The sequence below is a fragment of the Paenibacillus lycopersici genome (assembly GCF_010119935.1).
Lineage (GTDB): Bacteria > Bacillota > Bacilli > Paenibacillales > Paenibacillaceae > Paenibacillus_Z > Paenibacillus_Z lycopersici.
The window spans coordinates 4,889,103-4,909,741 of sequence record NZ_CP048209.1 but is presented as its reverse complement, the minus strand read 5'-3'; the positions used below and the strand labels follow the sequence as shown (position 1 = coordinate 4,909,741).

The 20,639-nt window shown below is 57.0% G+C and carries 13 protein-coding genes; 8 read left to right on the top strand and 5 right to left on the bottom strand.

What is annotated here, in order from left to right:
* Positions 1–11: 11 nt before the first annotated feature.
* From GXP70_RS21700 to GXP70_RS21685, 4 genes are all read right to left on the bottom strand, one after another.
* Positions 12–998 (bottom strand): aldo/keto reductase, encoded by a 987-nt coding sequence (locus GXP70_RS21700; RefSeq protein ID WP_162358762.1) that lies wholly within the window; start codon positions 996–998, stop codon positions 12–14.
* Entirely contained in the window at positions 964–2,886 is a 1,923-nt protein-coding gene (locus tag GXP70_RS21695) for a DUF8034 domain-containing protein (RefSeq protein ID WP_162358761.1), read from the bottom strand. Before GXP70_RS21695 ends, GXP70_RS21700 begins: the two co-directional genes overlap by 35 nt.
* Positions 2,887–2,898: 12 nt before the next feature.
* Positions 2,899–4,521, bottom strand: a complete 1,623-nt coding sequence (locus GXP70_RS21690) for a type 2 periplasmic-binding domain-containing protein (RefSeq protein ID WP_162358760.1) — start codon at positions 4,519–4,521, stop codon at positions 2,899–2,901.
* 117 nt (positions 4,522–4,638) lie between these two features.
* The gene (locus GXP70_RS21685; RefSeq protein WP_162358759.1) at positions 4,639–6,891 is read right to left on the bottom strand and encodes a helix-turn-helix domain-containing protein; all 2,253 of its coding nucleotides are present in this window, start codon (positions 6,889–6,891) and stop codon (positions 4,639–4,641) included.
* 376 nt (positions 6,892–7,267) lie between these two features.
* Here GXP70_RS21685 and GXP70_RS21680 point away from each other — a divergent pair, with 376 nt between their 5' ends.
* Both GXP70_RS21680 and corA read left to right on the top strand, forming a co-directional pair.
* Positions 7,268–7,780 (top strand): DUF2062 domain-containing protein, encoded by a 513-nt coding sequence (locus GXP70_RS21680; RefSeq protein ID WP_162358758.1) that lies wholly within the window; start codon positions 7,268–7,270, stop codon positions 7,778–7,780.
* A 68-nt stretch (positions 7,781–7,848) separates the two neighbouring features.
* Complete coding sequence (corA, locus tag GXP70_RS21675) at positions 7,849–8,706, top strand: magnesium/cobalt transporter CorA (RefSeq protein WP_263864036.1); 858 nt, start codon at positions 7,849–7,851, stop codon at positions 8,704–8,706.
* Here the strand turns inward: corA and GXP70_RS21670 are convergent.
* Entirely contained in the window at positions 8,684–9,814 is a 1,131-nt protein-coding gene (locus GXP70_RS21670; protein ID WP_162358756.1) for an FtsW/RodA/SpoVE family cell cycle protein, read from the bottom strand. The two genes, corA and GXP70_RS21670, sit on opposite strands and share 23 nt — an antisense overlap.
* A 239-nt stretch (positions 9,815–10,053) precedes the next feature.
* On the opposite strand from GXP70_RS21670, the gene GXP70_RS21665 reads away from it, so the two are divergent.
* The 6 genes from GXP70_RS21665 (at position 10,054) to GXP70_RS21640 (ending at position 20,472) form a co-directional block, all read left to right on the top strand.
* Positions 10,054–12,330 (top strand): helix-turn-helix domain-containing protein, encoded by a 2,277-nt coding sequence (locus GXP70_RS21665; RefSeq protein WP_162358755.1) that lies wholly within the window; start codon positions 10,054–10,056, stop codon positions 12,328–12,330.
* A 1-nt stretch (position 12,331) separates the two neighbouring features.
* A complete protein-coding gene (locus tag GXP70_RS21660; protein WP_162358754.1) occupies positions 12,332–13,912 on the top strand; it encodes an extracellular solute-binding protein in 1,581 nt (526 codons plus the stop codon).
* Positions 13,913–14,901: 989 nt separating this feature from the next.
* Positions 14,902–15,792 carry an ABC transporter permease gene (locus GXP70_RS21655; protein ID WP_162358753.1) on the top strand — a complete coding sequence of 297 codons (891 nt, stop codon included), beginning with the start codon at positions 14,902–14,904 and terminating at the stop codon, positions 15,790–15,792.
* Positions 15,793–15,807: 15 nt separating this feature from the next.
* Complete coding sequence (locus GXP70_RS21650; RefSeq protein ID WP_162358752.1) at positions 15,808–16,692, top strand: carbohydrate ABC transporter permease; 885 nt, start codon at positions 15,808–15,810, stop codon at positions 16,690–16,692.
* Positions 16,693–16,748: 56 nt separating this feature from the next.
* Positions 16,749–18,374 (top strand): DUF3502 domain-containing protein, encoded by a 1,626-nt coding sequence (locus tag GXP70_RS21645; protein WP_162358751.1) that lies wholly within the window; start codon positions 16,749–16,751, stop codon positions 18,372–18,374.
* A 76-nt stretch (positions 18,375–18,450) separates the two neighbouring features.
* Complete coding sequence (locus tag GXP70_RS21640; RefSeq protein WP_162358750.1) at positions 18,451–20,472, top strand: hypothetical protein; 2,022 nt, start codon at positions 18,451–18,453, stop codon at positions 20,470–20,472.
* Positions 20,473–20,639: the final 167 nt, after the last annotated feature.

Sequence of the window (20,639 nt, the reverse complement as noted above, 5' to 3'; positions counted from 1 at the left end):
GAAGGATCCTCCTATGGATTAGATTGCCCGGCCGTGCCGTCGGCCGCGGCCGGCCGTTCGGCGTACCATGCGTCCAAAGCGTGCCAGAACGATTCCGGGATCGGATGGTTGAGCGCCTGGAGCGCGGATACGAGCTCTTCGCCGTCTTTCGGGCCGGTCAGGTTCATGGCGATTTCGTCCCGCCGCAGCGGAAATTGCAGCGCGGCGGCCAGGATCGGCACGCCATGACGCGCGCACAGATCATAGACCTCGGCGGCCAGCTCGCGGCGGACGACGGACTCTTCGTGCCACTCCGCGACGGGCAGCGTCCGCGGGTCCGCGCCGGCCAGCATGCCGGCCGAGAGCGGGCTCCCGTTGACCACGACGGCTTGCCGGTCGGCGGCCAGGCGCAGGAGCGCGTCCGCGCCGCGGTCGATCGGCGTATAGTCGGAATACGTCAGCACGGAATCGACGAGACCGTGCGCGATGCCGTGCTCCAGCAGGTCGAGCGGCCGGGTGCCGAGGCCGATATAACGGATCTTGCCTGCGGCCCGCGCTTCTTCCAACGCTTCCAGCGAGCCGCCTTCGCCGACGACTTGCTCGAGCGTGTAAATATCGTGAATTTGCAAGAGATCGATATACTCCGTTTGCAGGCGGCGCAGGCTCTCATCGACGCTTCGGGCGACGAAGGCCTTCGCTTCCTGCCTCGTCAGCTGCTCGGGAATCGGCGATTTCGTCGCCACGAACAGCGTTTCGCGAATCGCCCGGCGCTCGCCGAGGAACGCGCCGACGACGTATTCGCTGTCGCCGTACTTGGCCGACGTATCGAAATAACGGACGCCGAGCGCATAAGCGCGAGCCAGTACGGCGGCGTCAGCGGCGATCGCTTCCGGCGCGAGACCGCCGCGCCCGAGCCAGGCGGCCCCGACGCCGTAGCGCCATTCCCGCCCGTCCAGCCGGATACGAAAGCGCCGGATATCTTCGTTAAACGGCGTCGCCGTATGCGGGTTTGTTGTCAAAACGAGCCACCTCCAATTCCAGCCGAATGCGGGTCGAAGGCTGCAGCTCGATAATGAAACGCGCGTCGTCGATCGCCGTCTTCGCGGACGCGCCGACGGCGTCGGCATCGTCCGCCGCGTCCGAATCGCCCAATTCGCGCGCGCTGACGAAGCGATGCTCGCCGAACGCGCCGCCTTTGACGCGCAGCTCGCGGGATGCTTCCGCGTTCAAGTTGACCAATGCGAGCACGAGCCGGCCCGGTTCGATGCGTTCGACGAGCGCGGCGACGTCGTCCGGCAAGCCGGGACGGCCGGCCTGCATATCCCAATAGGCGACGGAAGCCATGACGAGCCCGCCGTTGTACATCGGCAGCGGTGCGCCCATCGTCAATTGCAGCAAGCCTTCGACGGTTACGGGATTGCGCTTCTGCAAGTACGAATCGGTATAATCGGCAGGATCTTCGCGATCGTCGCGGATGAAAGCCAGCCGCTCTTCGATCTGAGCCAGGTTATGCCGCAGGATCTGCTCCGGGTAGTCCGGGAATAGGCCTTCCAGATACGAGGCCCAAGCCGCGTCGTGGCCGCCGAGATCCTTGGCCGGCTTCTTCACGATGCGCTCCCAGTCGCGGTTGTCGTGATTGCGCAGCAGGCGAGCGAGCGCCAAATCGCCGGGCTCCTGCGACATATGCCACAGATGGACCGGGTAGCGCGGGTCCATCGGCTGGAATTCGAACCAGCCGTCCCGGGAGACGATCTCGCCGTCTTCGGTCTGCAGGACGCCGGGAATCCACAGTTGATAACGATGCCGCAATCCCGGGTCGCCGTATTTGTAAGGCACGCGCAGCATGCCTTTGTCGAAAATGCCTTGCTTCGTGAGCTGTTCGATCTGGGTACGGGCGAAATTCATGTATGTCGCATCGCCCGTAAGCAGCGTGGCGTTCTCCGCCGCGATGAGGACGGCATCGCCGATCGACAGCCAGCCGTGCGGCCACGTCCAGCCGTAATAGCCGCCGTACCACTTGCCGCCGAACGTCTCGCCGATCTGGCCGGAGAGACCGACGTTGTCGGGAACGATCCCGCCGTTCAGCTCGGCGCGGGCGATCCAGGCGTCGACGTACTCGACCACCCAGGCGCGGTATTTCTCTTCACCCGTGTGCAAATACGCGTTCGCGACCATCGTCGTGGCGGCCAGGTTAGCGATGACGTCGCCGCGGGACATCCGCTCCCGCATGACGGCGCCCATGGCCGCCGCGTGTTCGGGACGGCGGATATCCTCAATCTCCGCAATGCCCGGCACATCGCCGAAGGGCAGTCCGTAGAAGGCTTTCCAGTCCTCGTACATCCAAGGCTCGCCGGTGAAATTGCGGTAAGCCGGCCCCATGCTGCCGGAGTAGGCGCAGCGGATAAGCTTCAATCGCTCGTCGTAGTTCGGCGCTTCCGGATCCTCGTTCATGAAGAAGCCGGCATAACGGATCGAGCGTTCGCGGTTGCGCGCATCGTCCGGCGCAGCCAAGTTGAGATGATAGAAGAATAAGTACCCTTCGCCTTGGTGGAACCAGTCGTAGCCTTGTTCGTATTCCTTCACCGCCATCGGATGGCCGTGCCCGCTGTCGTAGCGCGAGAACTGCTGCGTAATGGCATCGTATTCGCGCAGCGACAGGTCGAGGTAGTCGCGATTGCCGCCGAGCAGGTATAACACCGGCCAGTTTTGAAAACTTTCGTAAGCATCGTCGAGTGCATCGATGCCGCTATGGTTCGGGTCGGCCGGCCATAACAGGCTGCCGTCCTCGCGTACGTAACGCTCCATGACCGGGCGGTAGACTTCGCGTAATTCGGCGAATACCCGGCGCTGCAGCGCCGCCCAAGCGGGAGGCGTCCCGAGCGGGACCGTGCTTCGTAGTCGTTTCATATCGGTTGCTCCTTATTTGCCCTGGAATCGTTCCTTATAGAGCTGATTGGCTTCCGCGGTCCAGGCAGGACCGCCATTGTCGTTAAACCATGCTGCGTAATCGTCGTAAAACGAGATCGGTTTGGTGCCCGTAACGACTTGAATCATCGTTTCGGTCCATTTCTCCTGATTGCGCTGTTCCATCTCCTGCGAGGACGGGAGCGGCAGCCCGAACAAGACGTCGGGCTTATCCGTGTTCAGGCGCTTCCACACGTCGGCCACGCCGCGGTCGGCGAAACGGTTCGTGATGGCGAGGCTGGCGAACGGCGCGAACGGCGAAGCCGCCGGACCGAGCGCGCCCATGGCCATCGTCTGCGCCGTTTTGCGGTCGTCGTACGGCGGCTTGAGCACGGGCTTGCCGGAAGCGTCGAACGCGTACGATACGCCTTCGACGCCGTACGCCGACAACAACCACAGCTTCTCGTCCGACGCAATCGTTTCGATCATCTCGAGCACTTTGTCGAGCTTCCCGGGCTGATCCTTGAGCCGCGACGAGACGGCGAAGAAGTTCTGGCGCTGTCCCCACGCGAAGACGCCTTGCGCGCCCGAAGGGCCGACCGGCGATTTCGCCCAGGCGAATTTGGCGGTCGGCACGGTCAGCGCGAGCCGGGCGTCGCTGGGATTGGCGGGTTCGGACCCGCCGCTCGCCGCGGCGTCGCCGATGAAGCTGCTGGCGCCGTTCAGGACGTATTCGCCGCGCTCCCACTTGGCTTGAAACTGATCGGCCTTGTCCGTGACGAATGCGGGATCGATATAGCCTTTGGCATACCAATCGCGCAGTTTGAGCAGCGCGTCGCGCGTGCCCGGGAGCAGCTCGCCGCGGACGACGCTGCCGGCGGCGTTCAACTGCCACGTGCCGGGCATCGATCCGTAGGCGCCGAACAGCCAGGTGAGCTGGTTCCAGGCGGAAGACATGTCGGTGCCCGAGAACATATACAGGTTCGTTAGCTTCGGGTTCGTCGCGGCGATGATTTCCGGACCGTGCGCGGAGATGGCCTGGAAGGCGGCATCGTATTCGGCGACGGTTTGCGGTACGTGCGCGATGCCGGCCAAGGACAGCAGATCGGCGCGCCATTTGATCGCCGTATCCCATGTCACGTACTGCACGGCTTGCGGAATCGCGTAATTGCGCCGTTCGTAGCTGGACAGTCCCCAAAGCGACGGCCCGATCTTCTCGATCGCCTGCACGATCGCCGGCGTCTTCTTGGCCAAGTAAGCTTCCGGCAGCTCGAGCAGCAGCCCGGCTTTGGCGTAATCGGTCACGTCGTCCGGATCCGGCAGGCGCAGCACGTCTGGCAGATCGTTCGACGCGGCGAGCAGCGAGAGCTTCTCGTTGCCCGCGTTGACGTAGTCGATATTCACTTGAAATCGCTGCTCCAAGGCGCGTTCGATCACGCCGTTCGGATCGATGGCATCGCCGAAGTTGCCATGCCACGAGATCGTGACGTTAGCGGGATTGGAGCTGCCGTCCGCGGGCAATTCGCCGTTAGCGGCATCGTTCGAGCAGCCGGCCAGCAGCGCCAGGATCAGGAGTCCTGCAAGCGTGCGCTTCTTCGCGCGGCGAGGGGAGGTCAAAGCGTGCATCGTATGAACCAACCGGGATTCTCCTCTCATTCCCCCACTCTAACGGCTTCGCTTGGAGGGGGACAGTGTCAGTTTGGCAGATCAGCGTCAAAATCGTACCTTATGCGGCAACGGGGAGCGAGCCCGCGTTCATTTCACGTTGCGCAGTCCGGCGTTCTTGCGGAATTCGCCCGGCGTCATCGACGTGTATTCCTTGAACAGGCGATAGAAGGCGCGCGGATTCGTGTAGCCGAGCTGCACGGAAATATCGTTAACGCTCTGGCCGGTGCCGAGCAGCAGCTCCTTGGCGCGCTCGATCCGCGCCAGCACGATTTGCTCGCCCAGCCCCTTGCCCGTGAGCGATTTGCAGATGCGGCTCAGGTAGGCCGGGTGCATGTATACCTTCTCCGCAAGCGATTCCAGCGTCAAATCCTGATCCAGATGCTCGCGGATGTATTGAAGGAGATGCTGGATGAGCTCTTGGTGAATATGATCCTTCGTCGATCTGATCCGCTCGTGAAGCTTCCGCGCGAGCGCGAGCATCTCGCGGTTCAAGTCCGAGACCGCGATGGTCTGGCGCACGACGTCGTTCAGCCGCGGGCCGTCCGCCGTCAATTCCTCGTAATCGACGGAGAATTCGCCGCACAGATCCGACAGGCAAGCCGCGTACTGCAAGAAGCAGAGCTGCAGGTCGGCCTGCGTCATGCCAGGGTAGGTGAGCTTGCTTACCCAGCCGTTCAGCATCGCTTCGATCGGTTCCCATTCCGCGGCTTGCAGCTGCGCCTTCAACTGCGTCCGCAGTTCGTTCCAGGAGACGATATGGCGTTCGGAATGCGGCTGCTCCGGCAGCTTCCCGTAACTGAGTATGCTGCCTTTGCCGTAGTAGATACGGAACACCAGCGCGCGATGCGCCTGCTCGTGCGACTGGGGGATGTCGGCTTGCCGCGCGCAGGTCTGACCGATCCCGATGCTCAGCGATATTTTCAAATAATGATTCACCTGCGTCTGGATTTGCAGCGCGTACGCTTCGTAGACCGGAGGCTCCGGGCGTTCGCCCGGAGCGTGGTTGAACACGATCGCCAAACGGTCATTATCGGTCGGAGCTGCGGCCGCGATGCCGTAGGCCGAGAGCACCTCTTCCGCGATATTGGTGATGGCGTAGAGCATCAGCTCTTGCTCGAGCACCGTGTAGCGCTCCCGAAACTCGGCAGGCTCGTCGATTTCCAGCATCAGCACGAGGTAATGAGAATAAGGAAATTGAAGCCGCAGGCTGTCCGGGACGAGCATCGTCTGGGCAGCGGAGGCCTCTCCGTTCAGCAGACGCCGGAGCTGGCGCTGTTTGAACAGATTGCTGTTCGCCTGGAACGTATCGAGGTAATCCTTGTTCTGCACGTTCATATTCGTAATGATTTCGCGCACGTAATAATACTCGTCTTCGCCTTCGGGACGCTTGCTCTGATCTCCGACCAGCTGTTGAATATATTGAAGCAAATTTCGTAACGGCGTATACAGCTTGTTCGAGCTGAACCAGGCCGCCGCCGCCTCGAGAAGGATGAACACGAAGCATATCGCAACAATGCTGTCGAGCAGTATCCGGTTGTTCGCCGACAACAGATGCTTCGGAATGACGTATTGGTAGCTCAGCCCGGCCTCGTTCGACGCCTTGCGGATGACGACGAAGTCCTTCGGATCGTCCTGGACTTTGGCCAGCCATTCGCTCTGGCCGGTATTGACCAGTTGGCCGTGGCGGTTGAGCACGAGCAGGTGGCCGCCGCTTTGCGAGCCGTCCTCGGAAGGAGCCGCGAAGCGGTCCATGTCGAGGTCAATGACCAAATAGCCGAGCTTGTCGCCCGTCAGCGGGTATCCGGCAACGTAAGAGGCCACATGCTCTCCCGATGAGGTCTGGCGCTCGAACAAGTCATTGAATACAAGCTTCTCGTTCGGCTGCTCGACGAGCTTGACCAGGTTGGAATCCGGAAAGTCCGCCATCGCATAGATCGCCGAACGATCCGAAGCGTAAATTTTGCCCGAGCGGTTATCGATGAAATAGAAGCTCTTCACGTACTGCGCGCTCGCCAATTTCTTCTTCTCCAGCGATTGCAGCAGCTGCAGCGTATCGGCGTTCTCCCGCGGCTGCCGAAGAATGTCGCTGTACGAGGTGTAATTGAGCATGAGCTCGAAGATGATGCTCTTGGACTGCTGCAGAATCGCGGCATTGCTCTCCACGATCAAATCCAGGTATTGCGTGCTGTACGTGACGGCTTGCTTCTTCGCGTTGTCGATCGAAACGAAGTAGGCCAGCGCGCTGATCAACAATCCGGGTATGATGGCGATGCTGAGCAGAATGGCGAGCAGTTTCGCATATCCGCTGCGTATTGGTTTTGTTTTGCGTGTACCGATCATGCGTTGCAACCCCTCCGAACCCTTTTGTGCGCTTCCTAGTATAGCAATATTATGGCTGCGCGATTACTGACTAAACAGTATATATGCGACAAATTCCGATATTTTCGCCCGATATCGCGTTAAGCTCAACCTAAAAAACCCGCGTGCGTCGCAGGTTGTTCCACGGGGCTGTTCCGACCGGATAAGCGTTCGCCGCGCCGGCTTCTTCGAAGCGGCCGAATATGCGATTTATTCATTATTTAATAGATGCTTAATACAAATATAAGACTTTGGCCTTAAATTAAACAAGGCATGACTTGCAAACAGTACAGTGCCGTAAGCATCTATCCGGGGAGAGGCGATCAAGATCCGCAAATCAAAGACGAAGCTTCAATTCATGCGGCGGAAATTAAAGCTGAGCTACTTGAAGCTATTACGATCAAAGGATGGCGCGAGTAAGGTATCGAGAGGGTTCGCGGTCGGCTTCGGGCTCGAGATCATCATACCGTATACGGCGTATCTTGGTTACGCGCTGCTCATCCCGCTTACCCGATTATTCCGGACGACGTTCCCGTCGGCATTGGTAGGCAACGTGATTTGCAAAGTGACGTTCCTGCCCATCATCTTGGTCCCGTTCGGCCATCATATTGGCCGCATCCTGCCGATCTCCAGGCCGCGTTTAATGCCGAGACTCATATTTATTTACTTAAAGACGCTGCTTGGATTAAGCATGCTGGGGATTATGCTTGGGGTCATCGGTTTTTTCGTTTGTTATGTTTTATATGAGACGAACAGGAAACTCAGGTTAAGAGGACGCAGACGAACGGGCAAGGACCCCAAGGCAGCCGCTCCATTCGCGCAGAATAGCATCACGTCCATGTCGGAAACGAAAGCGAGGGCAGATAAATAATGCTCATTTACAATACGTTAACGGGTCAAACGACCACTGAAAAGGTAAGAAAGCCGGAGGATTACGAGATGGCGTGGATTCGGCTTCGAAATCCACGCCCGGAAGAGACCCGTCATGTTCTCGCCGACTTGCTCGAAAGCCATCATCTGCTGGTCGAGGATTGCATGCATTTAAATCAGCGTCCCAAAATGGATAAGTACAAAAACAACCTTTTTATTGCTTTCTATACCATCAATGACGCGTATGAGCCTCTGGAAATCGCGCTGGTCGTGGGCGAAAACTATGTCGTCACGATTTACAAGGATGACATCCCCGTACTCGACGCGCTATACGAAGACTTCGCCGACATCGAAGGACGCATGACGTATCCCGCTCAAATTTTATACCATATCATGCACAGATGCGTGGAAGAGTACGTTCAGTTTATCGATCATATGGAAGATAAAGTCGATGCTTGGGAAGAGGCGGTTCACGAGAATCCTTATGCCCCCATATCCGGCGATATTTTTAGAATGAAACGCGTGACGCACAATCTCCGGAAGATCTTCGTGGAAGAGCGAACGCTCCTCGGAACGATCAGCCATCAGAATTTTCCGTACTCCAGGCCGGACGCGGACGTCTATTACGCGGATATCTTCGATCATATCTCCCGCGTGGTGGATTCCATCGATCTGTTCCGCGATTCGCTGACCGGGCTGCTGGAGATGCAGATCAGCATGAAAGCCGATCGCATGAACGAGATCATGAAGACGCTCACGATCATCAGCACGCTGTTCCTGCCGTTAACCTTCGTTGTCGGAGTCTATGGAATGAATTTCAATATTCCCGAGCTTTCCTGGCGTTTCGGATACGGGTATGCCTGGATTCTGATGATCTTCATCATTGCGGGCATGATCCTGTTCTTCAAACGGAAAAAGTGGATGTAGCTCCCGCTTCATCCTCGTTATGCATCTTCACGCTGAGCACGAGTCCGATTGCAATCATATTGGTCAGCAGCGAGCTTCCTCCGTAACTGATGAAAGGCAATGAAATGCCCGTTAGCGGCAAGAAACCGATGTGCATGCCGATGTTGACGAATATTTGGAACAGGATCATGCCTGCAATGCCCGCCACCAGGTACGTCCCGCCGACGTCCCTGCTTTCCAGCATAATCAGCGTAATCCGGTAAATGAGCATGAAAAATAGGGCAATTAACAAAGCATTCCCGATAAACCCGAAGTTCTCGCTGACAACGGTAAAAATCGAATCCGAATACGCATAGGGCACGAACCCCTGCTGCACGTACTGCCCTCCGTCGCCCTTCAACCCGCCGATGCCGATCGCAATTTGCGCATGCGCCACATGATACGATTTGTTCGGATCGCTGTTAGGGTCCAGAAACGTTTGAATGCGCGCCATTTGGTGCGGTTTGATGATTTTCGCAAGCAGCTCGTGATTATGATAGTACAGTTGTACGATCGTTGCGACGATGCACGCAATCGACCCAAGCAGTCCGAGAACGTGAGGCAGCCGCGTGTTGGCAATCCACATGAGCGTGAAGAAGATGCCGACGAATACAAGGGCCGTGCCCAGATCGGGCTGAGACATAATCAAATACGTAGGGATAATGAAAATGATAAACAACGGCAGCAAGTCTTTGACCAAGCGCAGGCTTTGGCCTTTCCGTCTTTGCAGCCAGGATGCGGCCAGCATGATCGTAAATAATTTGGCGAGCTCCGACGGCTGCAATTGCAAGGAGCCGACGTTCAGCCATCTCACGGCGCCGTTGATGTCTTCGCCAATGAATTTGACCAGCAAAAGCAGTCCGATGCTCATGGCGTATAGAACATACGCCAGCTTGCCGATCCAAATCCGATAGTCAATGAAAGCCGTGACCATCATCGGAATACAAAATACGGCAAACAGCGACATGTCCGATTTATGCAAACCGTCCAGATTGGTGCCCGATGTAGCTTTGTAGACGGCAGCGAATCCAAACGCAACGAGCGCAAGGAAATTAATGACGGTCCAGAAGTCCGGTTTACGTGGTTTCATCTCAATAGCGAGCCTCTTCTTTCATCATGCACGATACAATCAACAACCTGAATTCTAAACGATCCAGGCGTACGAAACCATTAAATAACCCTTAAATTTCAACGCCGATTCACGCCCTCGCCGGAACAGCCGTCACCATGAACCTCCGGCTGAGCGCCCATTTTGGCCGGTAAACGGTTATTTTGCCCGTAGATCTGTTAAAATGGAAACGTTCACTTTTCTGCGACGGGGGATCAGTCATGAAACCAAGGAAAGGCCTCAAATTCTACGCGAAAGTATTCGCGCTGCTTACGATTGCCGTTTCGGTTACGATTACGGCGATTTCGATTTACCTCTATGTCCACTTCGAACAGATCGTCCTCAAGCAAACGTATGCCTATACGAATAACAACCTCTCCCAGACAAGCCGGGAAGCCAGCATTATGACGGTCACGGCCGGCGCCTTGGCCAAACAGATCTATTATGACGAGCATATCAACAAGCTGCTGAATTTCGATCAGCTCGACGCGATCGACATGAGGGCGGCCATTAACCAACTGAATGCCTATCAAGCCACGTCGCCGTTCATCGATTCCATCTATGTGTATAACAGCGCCAAACGGACGTTCTATATCAGCACGGACCTCAAGGAAAGCGCCGTACAGAACGCAGGCGACTTCTACGATCGCGGCATCGTGGACATCGTGAACGATTATACGGAATATCCGAACATGCTTCCGATCCCCCGCAAGATTCCGATTGCCGACTACAGTACGATCTCCAAGGAAAAGGAACGGGACTGCTACTCGTTTTTGTTGTATGACACGCTGACGCAAGGCGGAGACCGGAACGTGATCGTCATTAATATTTCGGAAGTTCAAATGCACAAATATATCGATGAACTGGTATCCAACGCGGACAACAACACGTTCATCATCGATCGTAAAGGCATCTTGGTGTCGAATAGCTGGAAGTACCCCATGCTGTCCGATATTTCCGCCAAAAGCTACATCGGTCCGATCGTCGAGAGCAGCCAAAGCTACGGTTATTTCGTCCAAAGCGTGGAAGGCGTCAAATCATTGATCACGTATACGGCTCCGGATAATCTCGGGTGGCGGTATATTCGGATTCTGCCTTACGAGAGCATTACGAGCCAGATCAGCGCCATGCGCTGGCGGACGCTGATGACGGCCATTCTATGTCTCGTGCTCGGACTGCTGGCGTCGTATGCCGCTTCGCGCAAATTTTTCGCGGGCGTGGACGAGAAATTCGCGCAGCTCAAGACGCTGGAGGCCGATCGGAGAGACAGCTTCCAAACGATGCGCAGAGAATTTCTTCAGAACCTTCTGCTCGGAACCGTTCAGAAGGATCCCTTGGCGATTCGAAGAAAGCTGGAGCATCTCGAGCTTCCGCTGGATGCGGAGGCGCCGTGCCGGATTCTGCTTCTTCGCATTGACGACTATCAGGCATTCACGCTGCAATATCACGGCACGGACCGCAATCTCCTGAAATTCGGCATCATCAACGTGGCGGAGGAGCTGTTGAATAAGCGCTACCGGAGCGTCGCCCTCGATCTGGGCGAAGATCGGATTGCCGTTATCGTATCCGTTCTCGACGAGCCGAAGGACCGAGCAGCGCTGGGGGATACGGTCAAGGAAATCCAGGCCGCGGCCCGCAGTTATTTCAAGGTTAGCGTGACGGCTTCCATCAGTAACGCGGGAAGTGCGCTTATGGATGTGCAAGAGCGCTACGGCGAGGCGTTCGAAGCGTCTTATTACCGGCTGACGGCCGGGCACGAAGCGGTCATCTGGGCGGATGAAGCGGATCGGCGCGCCGGCAAGGATTATGAATACTCCGCCCAGAAAGAGAAACAGCTGCTGGATGACTTGAAATTAGGCCGGATTGCCGACGCCAAGGCGCTCATCGGCGAATTGCTCGCGGAGGCGGCAGGCTGCTCGTATATGTCGCTGACCTTTGCGCTGTTCAAGCTGACGCATGCGATTCATGGCGCCATGACGACGATCGAACGGAACAGCGCTTCCTCGCTGCATATCGATGCGCATTCGCTTCTGGGCGCCGTTAATCAAGCCGAGACGCTGGATGAGGTCGCATCGATGTACGGAACCGTGCTGGATCGCCTGGACGCCGTCATGGACGAACGAAGATCGCCGCGGCATGACGAGACGGTTCAACGCATCGTCGATATCATCGAGCGGCAATTCATGAACCAGAACCTGTCGCTCGAAAGCTTGGCGGACGAGCTCGAGATGTCGACGACCTACATCAGCCGCCTGTTCAAGAAACAGATGAACAAAACGATCCTGAATCACATCATCGAGGTTCGAATGCGGCATGTCCAGGACAAGCTGCTGGGCACCGATGATTCGATCGGCGAAATCGCCGAAGCGTCCGGCTTCTCGAACAGCCCTCATTTCTATAAAGCGTTCAAGCAATACAACGGCGTGACCCCGGCGAATTACAGAAGAAGCGGCAGACAACAGGCCGCGCTTGCGGACGATGAGGAGAGTGGGGCGTGAAATGAATCAACCGGGAAACGATCGAAACGCCTTCGGCCGCGTGATGAGGCACGCGGTACTTGCGTTGTTCGCGTTCATGGCGACCGCCGGTTGTTCAGCCCTTGGAGGGGAGAGCGCCCGTCAGGTCGGGACGCAAGTCCGCGCGAATGCCGACGCCGATGCGTCCAAGCACGTGGATCTCGTCTGGTATCTCCTGGGCGACCCTCATCCGGATACGGAGAAGGTGCTCGCAGCATGGAACAAGATGCTTGAGAGAGATCTGAATACGACCGTTAAATTGTACTTCACGTCATGGAACGATTGGCAAACCCGCTACAATTTGATATTGACCTCGGGCGAGCCCGTCGATCTGATTTTCACGTCGTCCTGGGCTAATTTCTACACCTTGATGAAGCAAGGCGCATTCATGGACATCACGGACCTGATTCCGGCCTATGCTCCCCAGACGTGGAATACCGTTCCGAAGAAGGATTGGGACGACGTATCGCTGAACGGCCGGATCTATTCGGTGCCGGCTACCTTTACCGAATACTCGCCGACAGGATTTATCTATCGCGAGGACTGGCGCAAGGAGCTCCGGCTGCCGCCCATTACGAATCTGGATACATTGGAAGCGTATATGCGCGGCATCAAGCAGAACAAGCCCGGCGTTATCCCGATTAACGGCCCCGCTTACGACGGAATCAAGGCGCTGTTCAAGTACTGGAGCGGAGTTGAACCCATCGGCGGCCAGGACAGCATGATCGGCGCTTCCGCCTACGGACAGCCGCAGGATATCGTCGTCTATCCGTTCACGGATGAATTCGCGGCTTTCGTGAAGCGCATGAAGAAATGGGCCGAGAGCGGGTTCTGGTCGGCGGACGCGCTTGTGTCCAAGGAAGATCCCGGGCAGCGGATGCTCGAGGGGACGGGAGGACTGATGTGGAAGAATCCGTCCCAAGCCGGGGGATACGACAATGAACTCCGCGCAAGGGACGTCCGGCAGGAAATCGGTTATTTTCCGTTTACGCGTTTCCACGGGTATGCCGTGCCGAATCTGGCCAGCAATAACGGCATGGCCGTGCCCAAGAGCTCGGTTCATGCCGAACGGACGCTGCTCGTGCTCGACAAATTGCGTAATGACCCGGCGTATTTCGATTTGATGACTTACGGCATGGAAGGCGTGCATTATGCGCTGGCGCCGGACGGCAAGTACATCATCTTGCCGACCCCTGCTGGCGATTCCGGCAAGCCGCAGATTTACGGCATTTCAAGCTGGGGATGGTGGTACGCGCCGAATATGAGGGGCGTGCAGGGCGCGTGGCCGGAGCTGGATCGGTTGAACGCCGAATTCCAAGCGGAGTCCAAGCCGAATGTCTATGAAGCGATTCCGTTGGATTATGCGCCGGTAAGATCGCAGCTGGCGGCGGTTCAAACCGTCATGAACCAGTACGGCAAGCCGCTCATGCTCGGTCTCGTGAAGGATGTCGATGCAGCGCTCGGCGAATACAGGGAGCAGCTGAAGCTGGCCGGAGCAGAGAAGCTTGCGGATTACGTCCGCGCCGAAGCGAAGGCTTACTATGCCGCCAAAGGAATAAAATAACGATTGGTCTCGTCCGTTATCCTCGGAACAGAGATACCGAACCATCGCATCAATATACGGATGGTCAATATAGTTGTCGGTCTTCCGAAGCAGATGAGCAGCAGGGACCAAATCCTCCATGGACACCGGCTCGTAATGCTATTGTTTATCGCGAAAGGTTCGACGCCGCATATGCCGCATGCGCATGCATGGATCTTTCGGCACCTCGCGCGGCTCCCCGCGCGAGGTGCGACGGCGCATGACGGCTGTCAACCTCATACCGGGAGGCCTCCCCCAAGACTCGCGGACAGAGGTTCCGCTATTTTGGCGCAATCGGGCTTTTGGGACAGCGAACGGACACAGGATCCGTTAATTTGCCTGAATGACATCGAAAACATGGCAATCGGCTGGTTTAACGGATCTCCTGTCCGCGAGCACGCGAATCTAGGTGATCAGGAAGCGAATAACGGATTTCCTGTCCGCTTCCTTGCATCGACGGACGCACCGTGAAGCAGCCGTCATGAAGCCGGCTGATTCGAAGCGGCTCCGGCCGTCCGTGCCATGCCGACGAAGCGGCTCCGGCAGACCATGCCACACGCCAACGAAGCGGTTCCGGCCGTCCGTGCCATGCCCGCGAAGCGGTAACACGTTCTGTTCGTGCTCCAGGGTCATGTTGTCGCGATCCTGCTCGAAGGGGTATATATGTTTCTCAACAATCCGGGCGCCGCATGCAGCGGCGCTTTTTTCCGTCTTCCCGGACGAATTCACGGGAGCGGAGAGACCGGGGCAGGGCTATCTTTTTCCGAACCGACTTCGTTTTCTTGCATGCTGTCATCGCCCCCAAGCCATGGGATGCCGCGTCGTTGCTGGCTTTTTCGGCGTTGTGCGGAAAAAGTGACAAGGCCTTCTTATTCGAAGTTGAGGAACCTCCCGCCGGACGGTAGAGTGGGTTTTGCAGCAAGACGCCGTCCTTCGGGGAGGGCGGAAGCATTCGGAGGGGGATATGAAGGATGAGAAATAAAACGCTGACGCTGATGATCGTGCCCGCGCTGATCTTCTTCGCGGTGTTCAGCTACATTCCCATGGTGGGGATCTACTACGCGTTCACGAAATTCGATTTCAATCTCGGCATGTTCAAAAGTCCGTTCGTGGGCATGGACAACTTCAAGTTCCTGTTCAAGTCGGGCACGCTGACGACGCTCGTACGCAATACCGTGCTGTATAACCTGGCCTTTATTCTGATCGGAAACTTCCTGCAGATGCTGTGCGCGGTGCTCATCTCGCAGGTGCCCGGCAAGCTGTTCCGCAAGTCGGCGCAGTCGATGATGTTCCTGCCGTACTTTATCTCCTGGGTGCTTGTCGGCGCGTTCGCCTATACGCTGCTCAATTCCGATTACGGCGTTATCAACGGCATACTGAAACAGCTGGGCATGCAGCCATACGAGTTCTATATGAACGCGGCGCCTTGGAAATATATCATCGTCGGCTTCTCCGTATGGAAGGGACTCGGCTATGGCATGGTCGTCTATTTGGCCGCGATCATGGGCATCAGCGATGAATATTACGAAGCGGCCAAGATGGACGGCGCGAACATTTATCGCCAAATCCAGCATATTACGCTGCCGCTGCTTATGCCGACCTTCATCCTGCTGATCCTGTTCAGCTTCGGCGGCATCTTGAAAGGCCAATTCGATCTGTTCTACCAGCTCATCGGAAGCAACGGACTGCTCTACGACGCGACGGATATCATCGATACGTACGTGTATCGTTCCTTGGCGGTCAATTTCGATATCGGCATGGGGACGGCCGCCGGCTTATTCCAATCGTTCTTCGGTTTCGTGCTTGTCATGACGGTCAACTTCATCGTCAAACGGACGCGCGAAGATTACGCACTGTTCTAGAAGGGGGGATTCCACTTGAAAACGGAAGCAAGCACCATTTCGTTCTATGCCATCGGTTATACGATTCTAACGGTTCTGTCGCTGATCTGCCTGCTGCCCTTCTGGCTGCTCGTATTCGGTTCGTTCACCGCGGAAGACGAGATTCTGTCGCAAGGGTTCCGGCTGTTCCCGCGGCATTTCTCTCTGGAAGCCTACCATGCCGTCTTCCATAATTCCGGAAGCATCGTTCAGGCTTACAAAATCACGGTCGGCGTCACGGTGATCGGCGCGTTCTTCGGTCTATTCCTGACGGCCATGGCCGGGTATGTCCTCTCCCGCAAGGACTATGCGTACCGCAATCTATTCTCGTTCCTGATCTACTTCACGACGCTGTTCAGCGGCGGCTTGATTCCCTGGTACATCCTGATCGTCAGTTACTTGCACCTGAAGGACAATTTCTTCGTCCTGATCATCCCCTCCCTGATCGGGGCGTGGAACATTATCCTGATGAAGAATTTCATGAAATCCATTCCGGAATCCATTACCGAATCCGCCAAAATCGACGGAGCGGGCGATTTCACCATCTTCATGCGCCTTATCCTGCCGCTGTCGACGCCGGGCTTGGCGACGATCGGCCTGTTCATCGCGCTCGGATACTGGAACGATTGGTTTACCGCCAACTTGTTCATTACGACGGAATCGAAATTCCCGCTGCAGTACCTGCTGTATAAAATTCTCGCGGCGGCCGAGTTTCTGAGTCACGGCGTCGTCGCCCAGACGACGGGCGCGAACATGCATCCGCCGAGCGAGACGCTCAAGATGGCCGTATCCGTCGTTGCGACGGGGCCGATCATTTTCCTGTATCCGTTCGTGCAGCGGTATTTCGTCAAAGGCTTGACCATTGGCGCCGTCAAAGGTTAGAACCGGCATCGCCGGCTAACATAGAGCTAGTCATACCATAAGGAGGGTTCACTTGCATGAGAAAGAAAAGAAAATCGTTGATCACCGCACTGGCCGCGCTGATGTTATCCGGCGCAGCGTTAGCCGGCTGCGGAAGCGGGAACGGCGCAAGCTCGGACGACACGTCGGCGAACAACGGAGCTGCCGCGTCGGATACTGCCGCGTCGAATAATGGCGGCACAGCTAACGCCGCGGAAGAGAAAACCGGCGATGCGAATTTGAAGAATCACGTGGATCTCGTCTGGTACACCGTCGGCGATCCGGCTCCGGACCAGGATGCCGTCATGGCCGAGTTCAACAAGATGCTCGAGAAGGATATGAACACGACGATTAAATTGAACTTCACGTCGTGGAACGACTGGCAGACGAAGTATAATTTGCTGTTGACGACAGGCGAGAAGGTCGACCTGGTGTACGCGGCCAACTGGCTGGATTTCTACAAATTAGCCAAACAAGGCGCCTATCAGGACATTACCGATCTCATTCCGACCTACATGCCGGAGACGTACAAAACGATTCCGCAGGAGGATTGGGAAGCGGCGAAGGTCGGCGGCAAAACCTACGCCGTGCCGAACACGCTGCCGAACTGGTCTGCAGACGGCGTGTATTACCGCGAGGATTGGCGCCAGGAGCTGAACCTGCCCGAGATCAAGGATATCGATACGCTGGGCGCTTATCTGGACGGCGTCAAGAAGAACAAGGCGAACGTCATTCCGTACAACGGCAATCCGTATGACGGCCTGCTCGACCTGTTCACGTTCTCCACGGATTTCCAATTGCTCGGCGGTTACAGCAGTCCCGTCGCTTCCCAATCGTACGATCATCCGCGCGACATCGTCATTTATCCGTTCACGCAAGAATACGCGGATTACGTGAAGAAGATGAAGCAGTGGGCGGATGCCGGCTACTGGTCGAAGAACGCGCTGACGGCGAAGCAGCAGCCGGAGAAAATGATTCAAGCCGGCACCGGCGCCATTCAATGGGGCAATGTCGACAAAGCCAGCGGCTTCATCACGGACATGAAAACCAAAGCGCCCGACATGAAGCTGGCATATTGGAACTTCTCCAACATGCACAACTACGTCATGGCCGATCCGACGACGAACAATGCGATGGCGGTGCCGAAGAGCGCTCAGCATGCGGAACGCGCGCTCATGGTGCTTGACAAACTGCGCAATGATCCGGCTTATTACAACATGCTCACGTACGGTCTTCAAGGCAAGGACTACGACATGGATGCGGACGGCAAGCATATCGTCGTTCCGCCGGCGGGCGCAGATCCGAAGACGTTTACGGGCTATAACATCGCCAGCTGGGGCTGGACGTACGCGCCGAACGTCCTGACGACCAAGACGCCGGGCTGGGAAGGCTTCGACGCGCAGAAGGCGGCATTTGCCAAGATGAGCAAGCCGAACATTTTCGCGGGCCTGGCGATGGACTTCGATCCGGTAAAGTCGGAGCTGGCCGCCGTGAACTCCGTTGTCGATCAATACGGCAAGCCGCTTATGCTGGGGCTCGTCAAGGACGTGGACCAGTCGCTCAAGACCTACCAGGATAAATTGAAGGCCGCGGGCGTAGACAAGCTGGCGGATTACATCAAGCAGGAAGCAACCGCTTACTTCGACGAGAAGGGCATTCAGTAAACGGGATTGCACATGGAGCCTCCGCGAAGGAGGCTCTTTGCAAACCTAATGCTGCAAACAAAGGAGCACATACAAGATGGATAAGCTGCGGCATGAAGCATACTTGCAAGGCGCGAAAGGAGGCCGCTGGAGCGAGGCGGAAGGCATGTTCAAAGTGGCATGCAAGGAGCCTGAAACGTTGTTCGCGGTTACCGAAGGGGATCCCATTCATGGACATTTCGTAGCAGAGCTTGCGTTTCGCGCCGATCGCCATGTCGGCCTTGCGCTCATTCGCGAAATCGACGGCCAGCCGGACGTCTCGAACTTCACGGCCGTTTGCATCGGCGAAGACGAGCCTGGCGGGAATATCGTCGTCCGCGTGGAGGATTGCCAGCACGGCGTTCGTAACGTCCGGGATGCAACGGGCACTTTAAGCGAGGAAGAGAAGCGGCGCCGTTATGCGACGGTGCTGAACGGTTCGTACTCCGTGCCGTTCAAGGAGACGGCGAACCGGCTGCGCATCTTCAGGGACGACGCGGCGGGGATGTTTCATTTCTATTACGCGGTCCGGTTGGAAATTAACGGTGTCTGGCATGACGATTGGATGGAATTATGCCCGTCGAAGGATTGGCTGCCGCCGGGAACCGCGTTCTTCGCCGCAGCCATCGCTGCCGGGTGCGAGAACGCGCAGGATGAGATCGAGATCGTCTCGCTCGAACGGCGGCAGACGCCTTCCGGGGATCGGGATGACCGGAACACGGGCTTCGCGGTAACGAAGCGCGAATACCATTGGAGCGGCGCCATGGGCCAGGCGCTGGTCGTCACGTTCGACGAGCGGTGCAGCTATGCGGATCGGGATGTCAAATTCGTGTTCTGGGATCAAATGAACCATGTTCCGGCTTGGCATATGAACAATCAATTCCTGTATACGTATGAATTCGTCGAATCGTGGGCACCCGAGACGGAGAAGGGCTGCTTCGAACCGATGTCCGATCGGCTGAATGCGTTCAATGCCGTCGAGGTGCTGGAGGATAACGCGGTTCGAAAGGTGATTCGGTGGCGGTACCTGCTCACCAATCCCGATTACAAAGTTTGGCCGGATATGGACGTCGGCACGCAGCAGCCGGAAGTCGAGGAGCGCTATACGATCTATCCCGACGGCACGGGAACGCGGCATATCCGCTACGCGCCGAAATTGGACATGGAATTCCGCAATTGGCACGAGCTGGAGGAATCGATCGTCATAGCGGGGACGACCTCGCTGCCGGCCGATCATATTCATGAGATTCCGCTCACGATGCTGAATCTCTCCGGGGCCGTGAAGCAATACGATCGAGCCTGGTACGACGAGAACGTGAAGACGGGCGGCAAGGAAATCTTCCAGCAGGGCGGCGACCGCGCGGAGATCGAAGGCTGGGAGGAAATGATCCAGGTCGCGCATTTCACCGGCGGCGCCCCGGACGCGTTCATCGTGTTCGCCAACGATCCGAAATTTACGGATGCGTGCCCGCCTTACCGGGCGACGACGGATATTTCGTGGCATAGCTACATCTATCAGATGTCGCATTGGCCGGTCAATAAAGAACCTTACGAGGAAGCGTTCAAATCCGGCACGACATGGCCCGGACAAGTGTCGCACAGCAGCGTGGCGGGCGTCGAGGCCTGGAACGATATCGCTTGGGACGACGGCTATAAAGTAGACGCGAACGGAAGACGGTACCGGGAGTGGGTGGCGCTGTTCGGCATCGAGACCCCGTTCACGCATGACCGGATCGCGGCGAAGACGCGTTCCTGGCTCTATCCCGGACATGTACGCGTGATCGGCGGCAGCGCCAGGCTCGTTCGCTATGACTACGGCAAGCTGGCGTATGAGATCTTCTGCGACAGCGCCGCACAACAGGTTGAGCTAGCATGGATTCCGGATGCGGAAGACATGGAAGCTGCAGCCCTTGTATTTCATTTCGTTGGGAATCCGGGCGCGCTGACGAAGGTGCTATCGGAGGGTCAACCGCTTGAAGAGAAGGTCGACTACGAGAAGGCTGCGGCCGGGGACGGATGGTTATTGCGCGTAAGGCAGCCATGGCGCGCTGCTTCGATGGTGACTTGCCTGTTCGGATAGCGGTATGCTAGAATGATGGCTACTATTGTGGCTCGTCCCATTTGGGTTGGGTGCCGTATTCGCTGATATGAGCCGCAAGAAAGGCAACTTTCTTGCGGCTCTTTATTGTAATGAACGGCATAACGGATAGCAAGGAGGGGTAACATGAGCACAGACGCGGTCGTTAC

Coding starts and splice junctions, on each gene's coding strand:
- GXP70_RS21695 (WP_162358761.1), bottom strand. CDS start 2,886: ATGAAACGACTACGAAGCACGGTCCCGCTCGGGACGCCTCCCGCTTGG.
- GXP70_RS21685 (WP_162358759.1), bottom strand. CDS start 6,891: ATGATCGGTACACGCAAAACAAAACCAATACGCAGCGGATATGCGAAA.
- GXP70_RS21680 (WP_162358758.1), top strand. CDS start 7,268: ATGCGGCGGAAATTAAAGCTGAGCTACTTGAAGCTATTACGATCAAAG.
- corA (WP_263864036.1), top strand. CDS start 7,849: ATGGCGTGGATTCGGCTTCGAAATCCACGCCCGGAAGAGACCCGTCAT.
- GXP70_RS21670 (WP_162358756.1), bottom strand. CDS start 9,814: ATGAAACCACGTAAACCGGACTTCTGGACCGTCATTAATTTCCTTGCG.
- GXP70_RS21665 (WP_162358755.1), top strand. CDS start 10,054: ATGAAACCAAGGAAAGGCCTCAAATTCTACGCGAAAGTATTCGCGCTG.
- GXP70_RS21660 (WP_162358754.1), top strand. CDS start 12,332: ATGAATCAACCGGGAAACGATCGAAACGCCTTCGGCCGCGTGATGAGG.
- GXP70_RS21655 (WP_162358753.1), top strand. CDS start 14,902: ATGAGAAATAAAACGCTGACGCTGATGATCGTGCCCGCGCTGATCTTC.
- GXP70_RS21645 (WP_162358751.1), top strand. CDS start 16,749: ATGAGAAAGAAAAGAAAATCGTTGATCACCGCACTGGCCGCGCTGATG.
- GXP70_RS21640 (WP_162358750.1), top strand. CDS start 18,451: ATGGATAAGCTGCGGCATGAAGCATACTTGCAAGGCGCGAAAGGAGGC.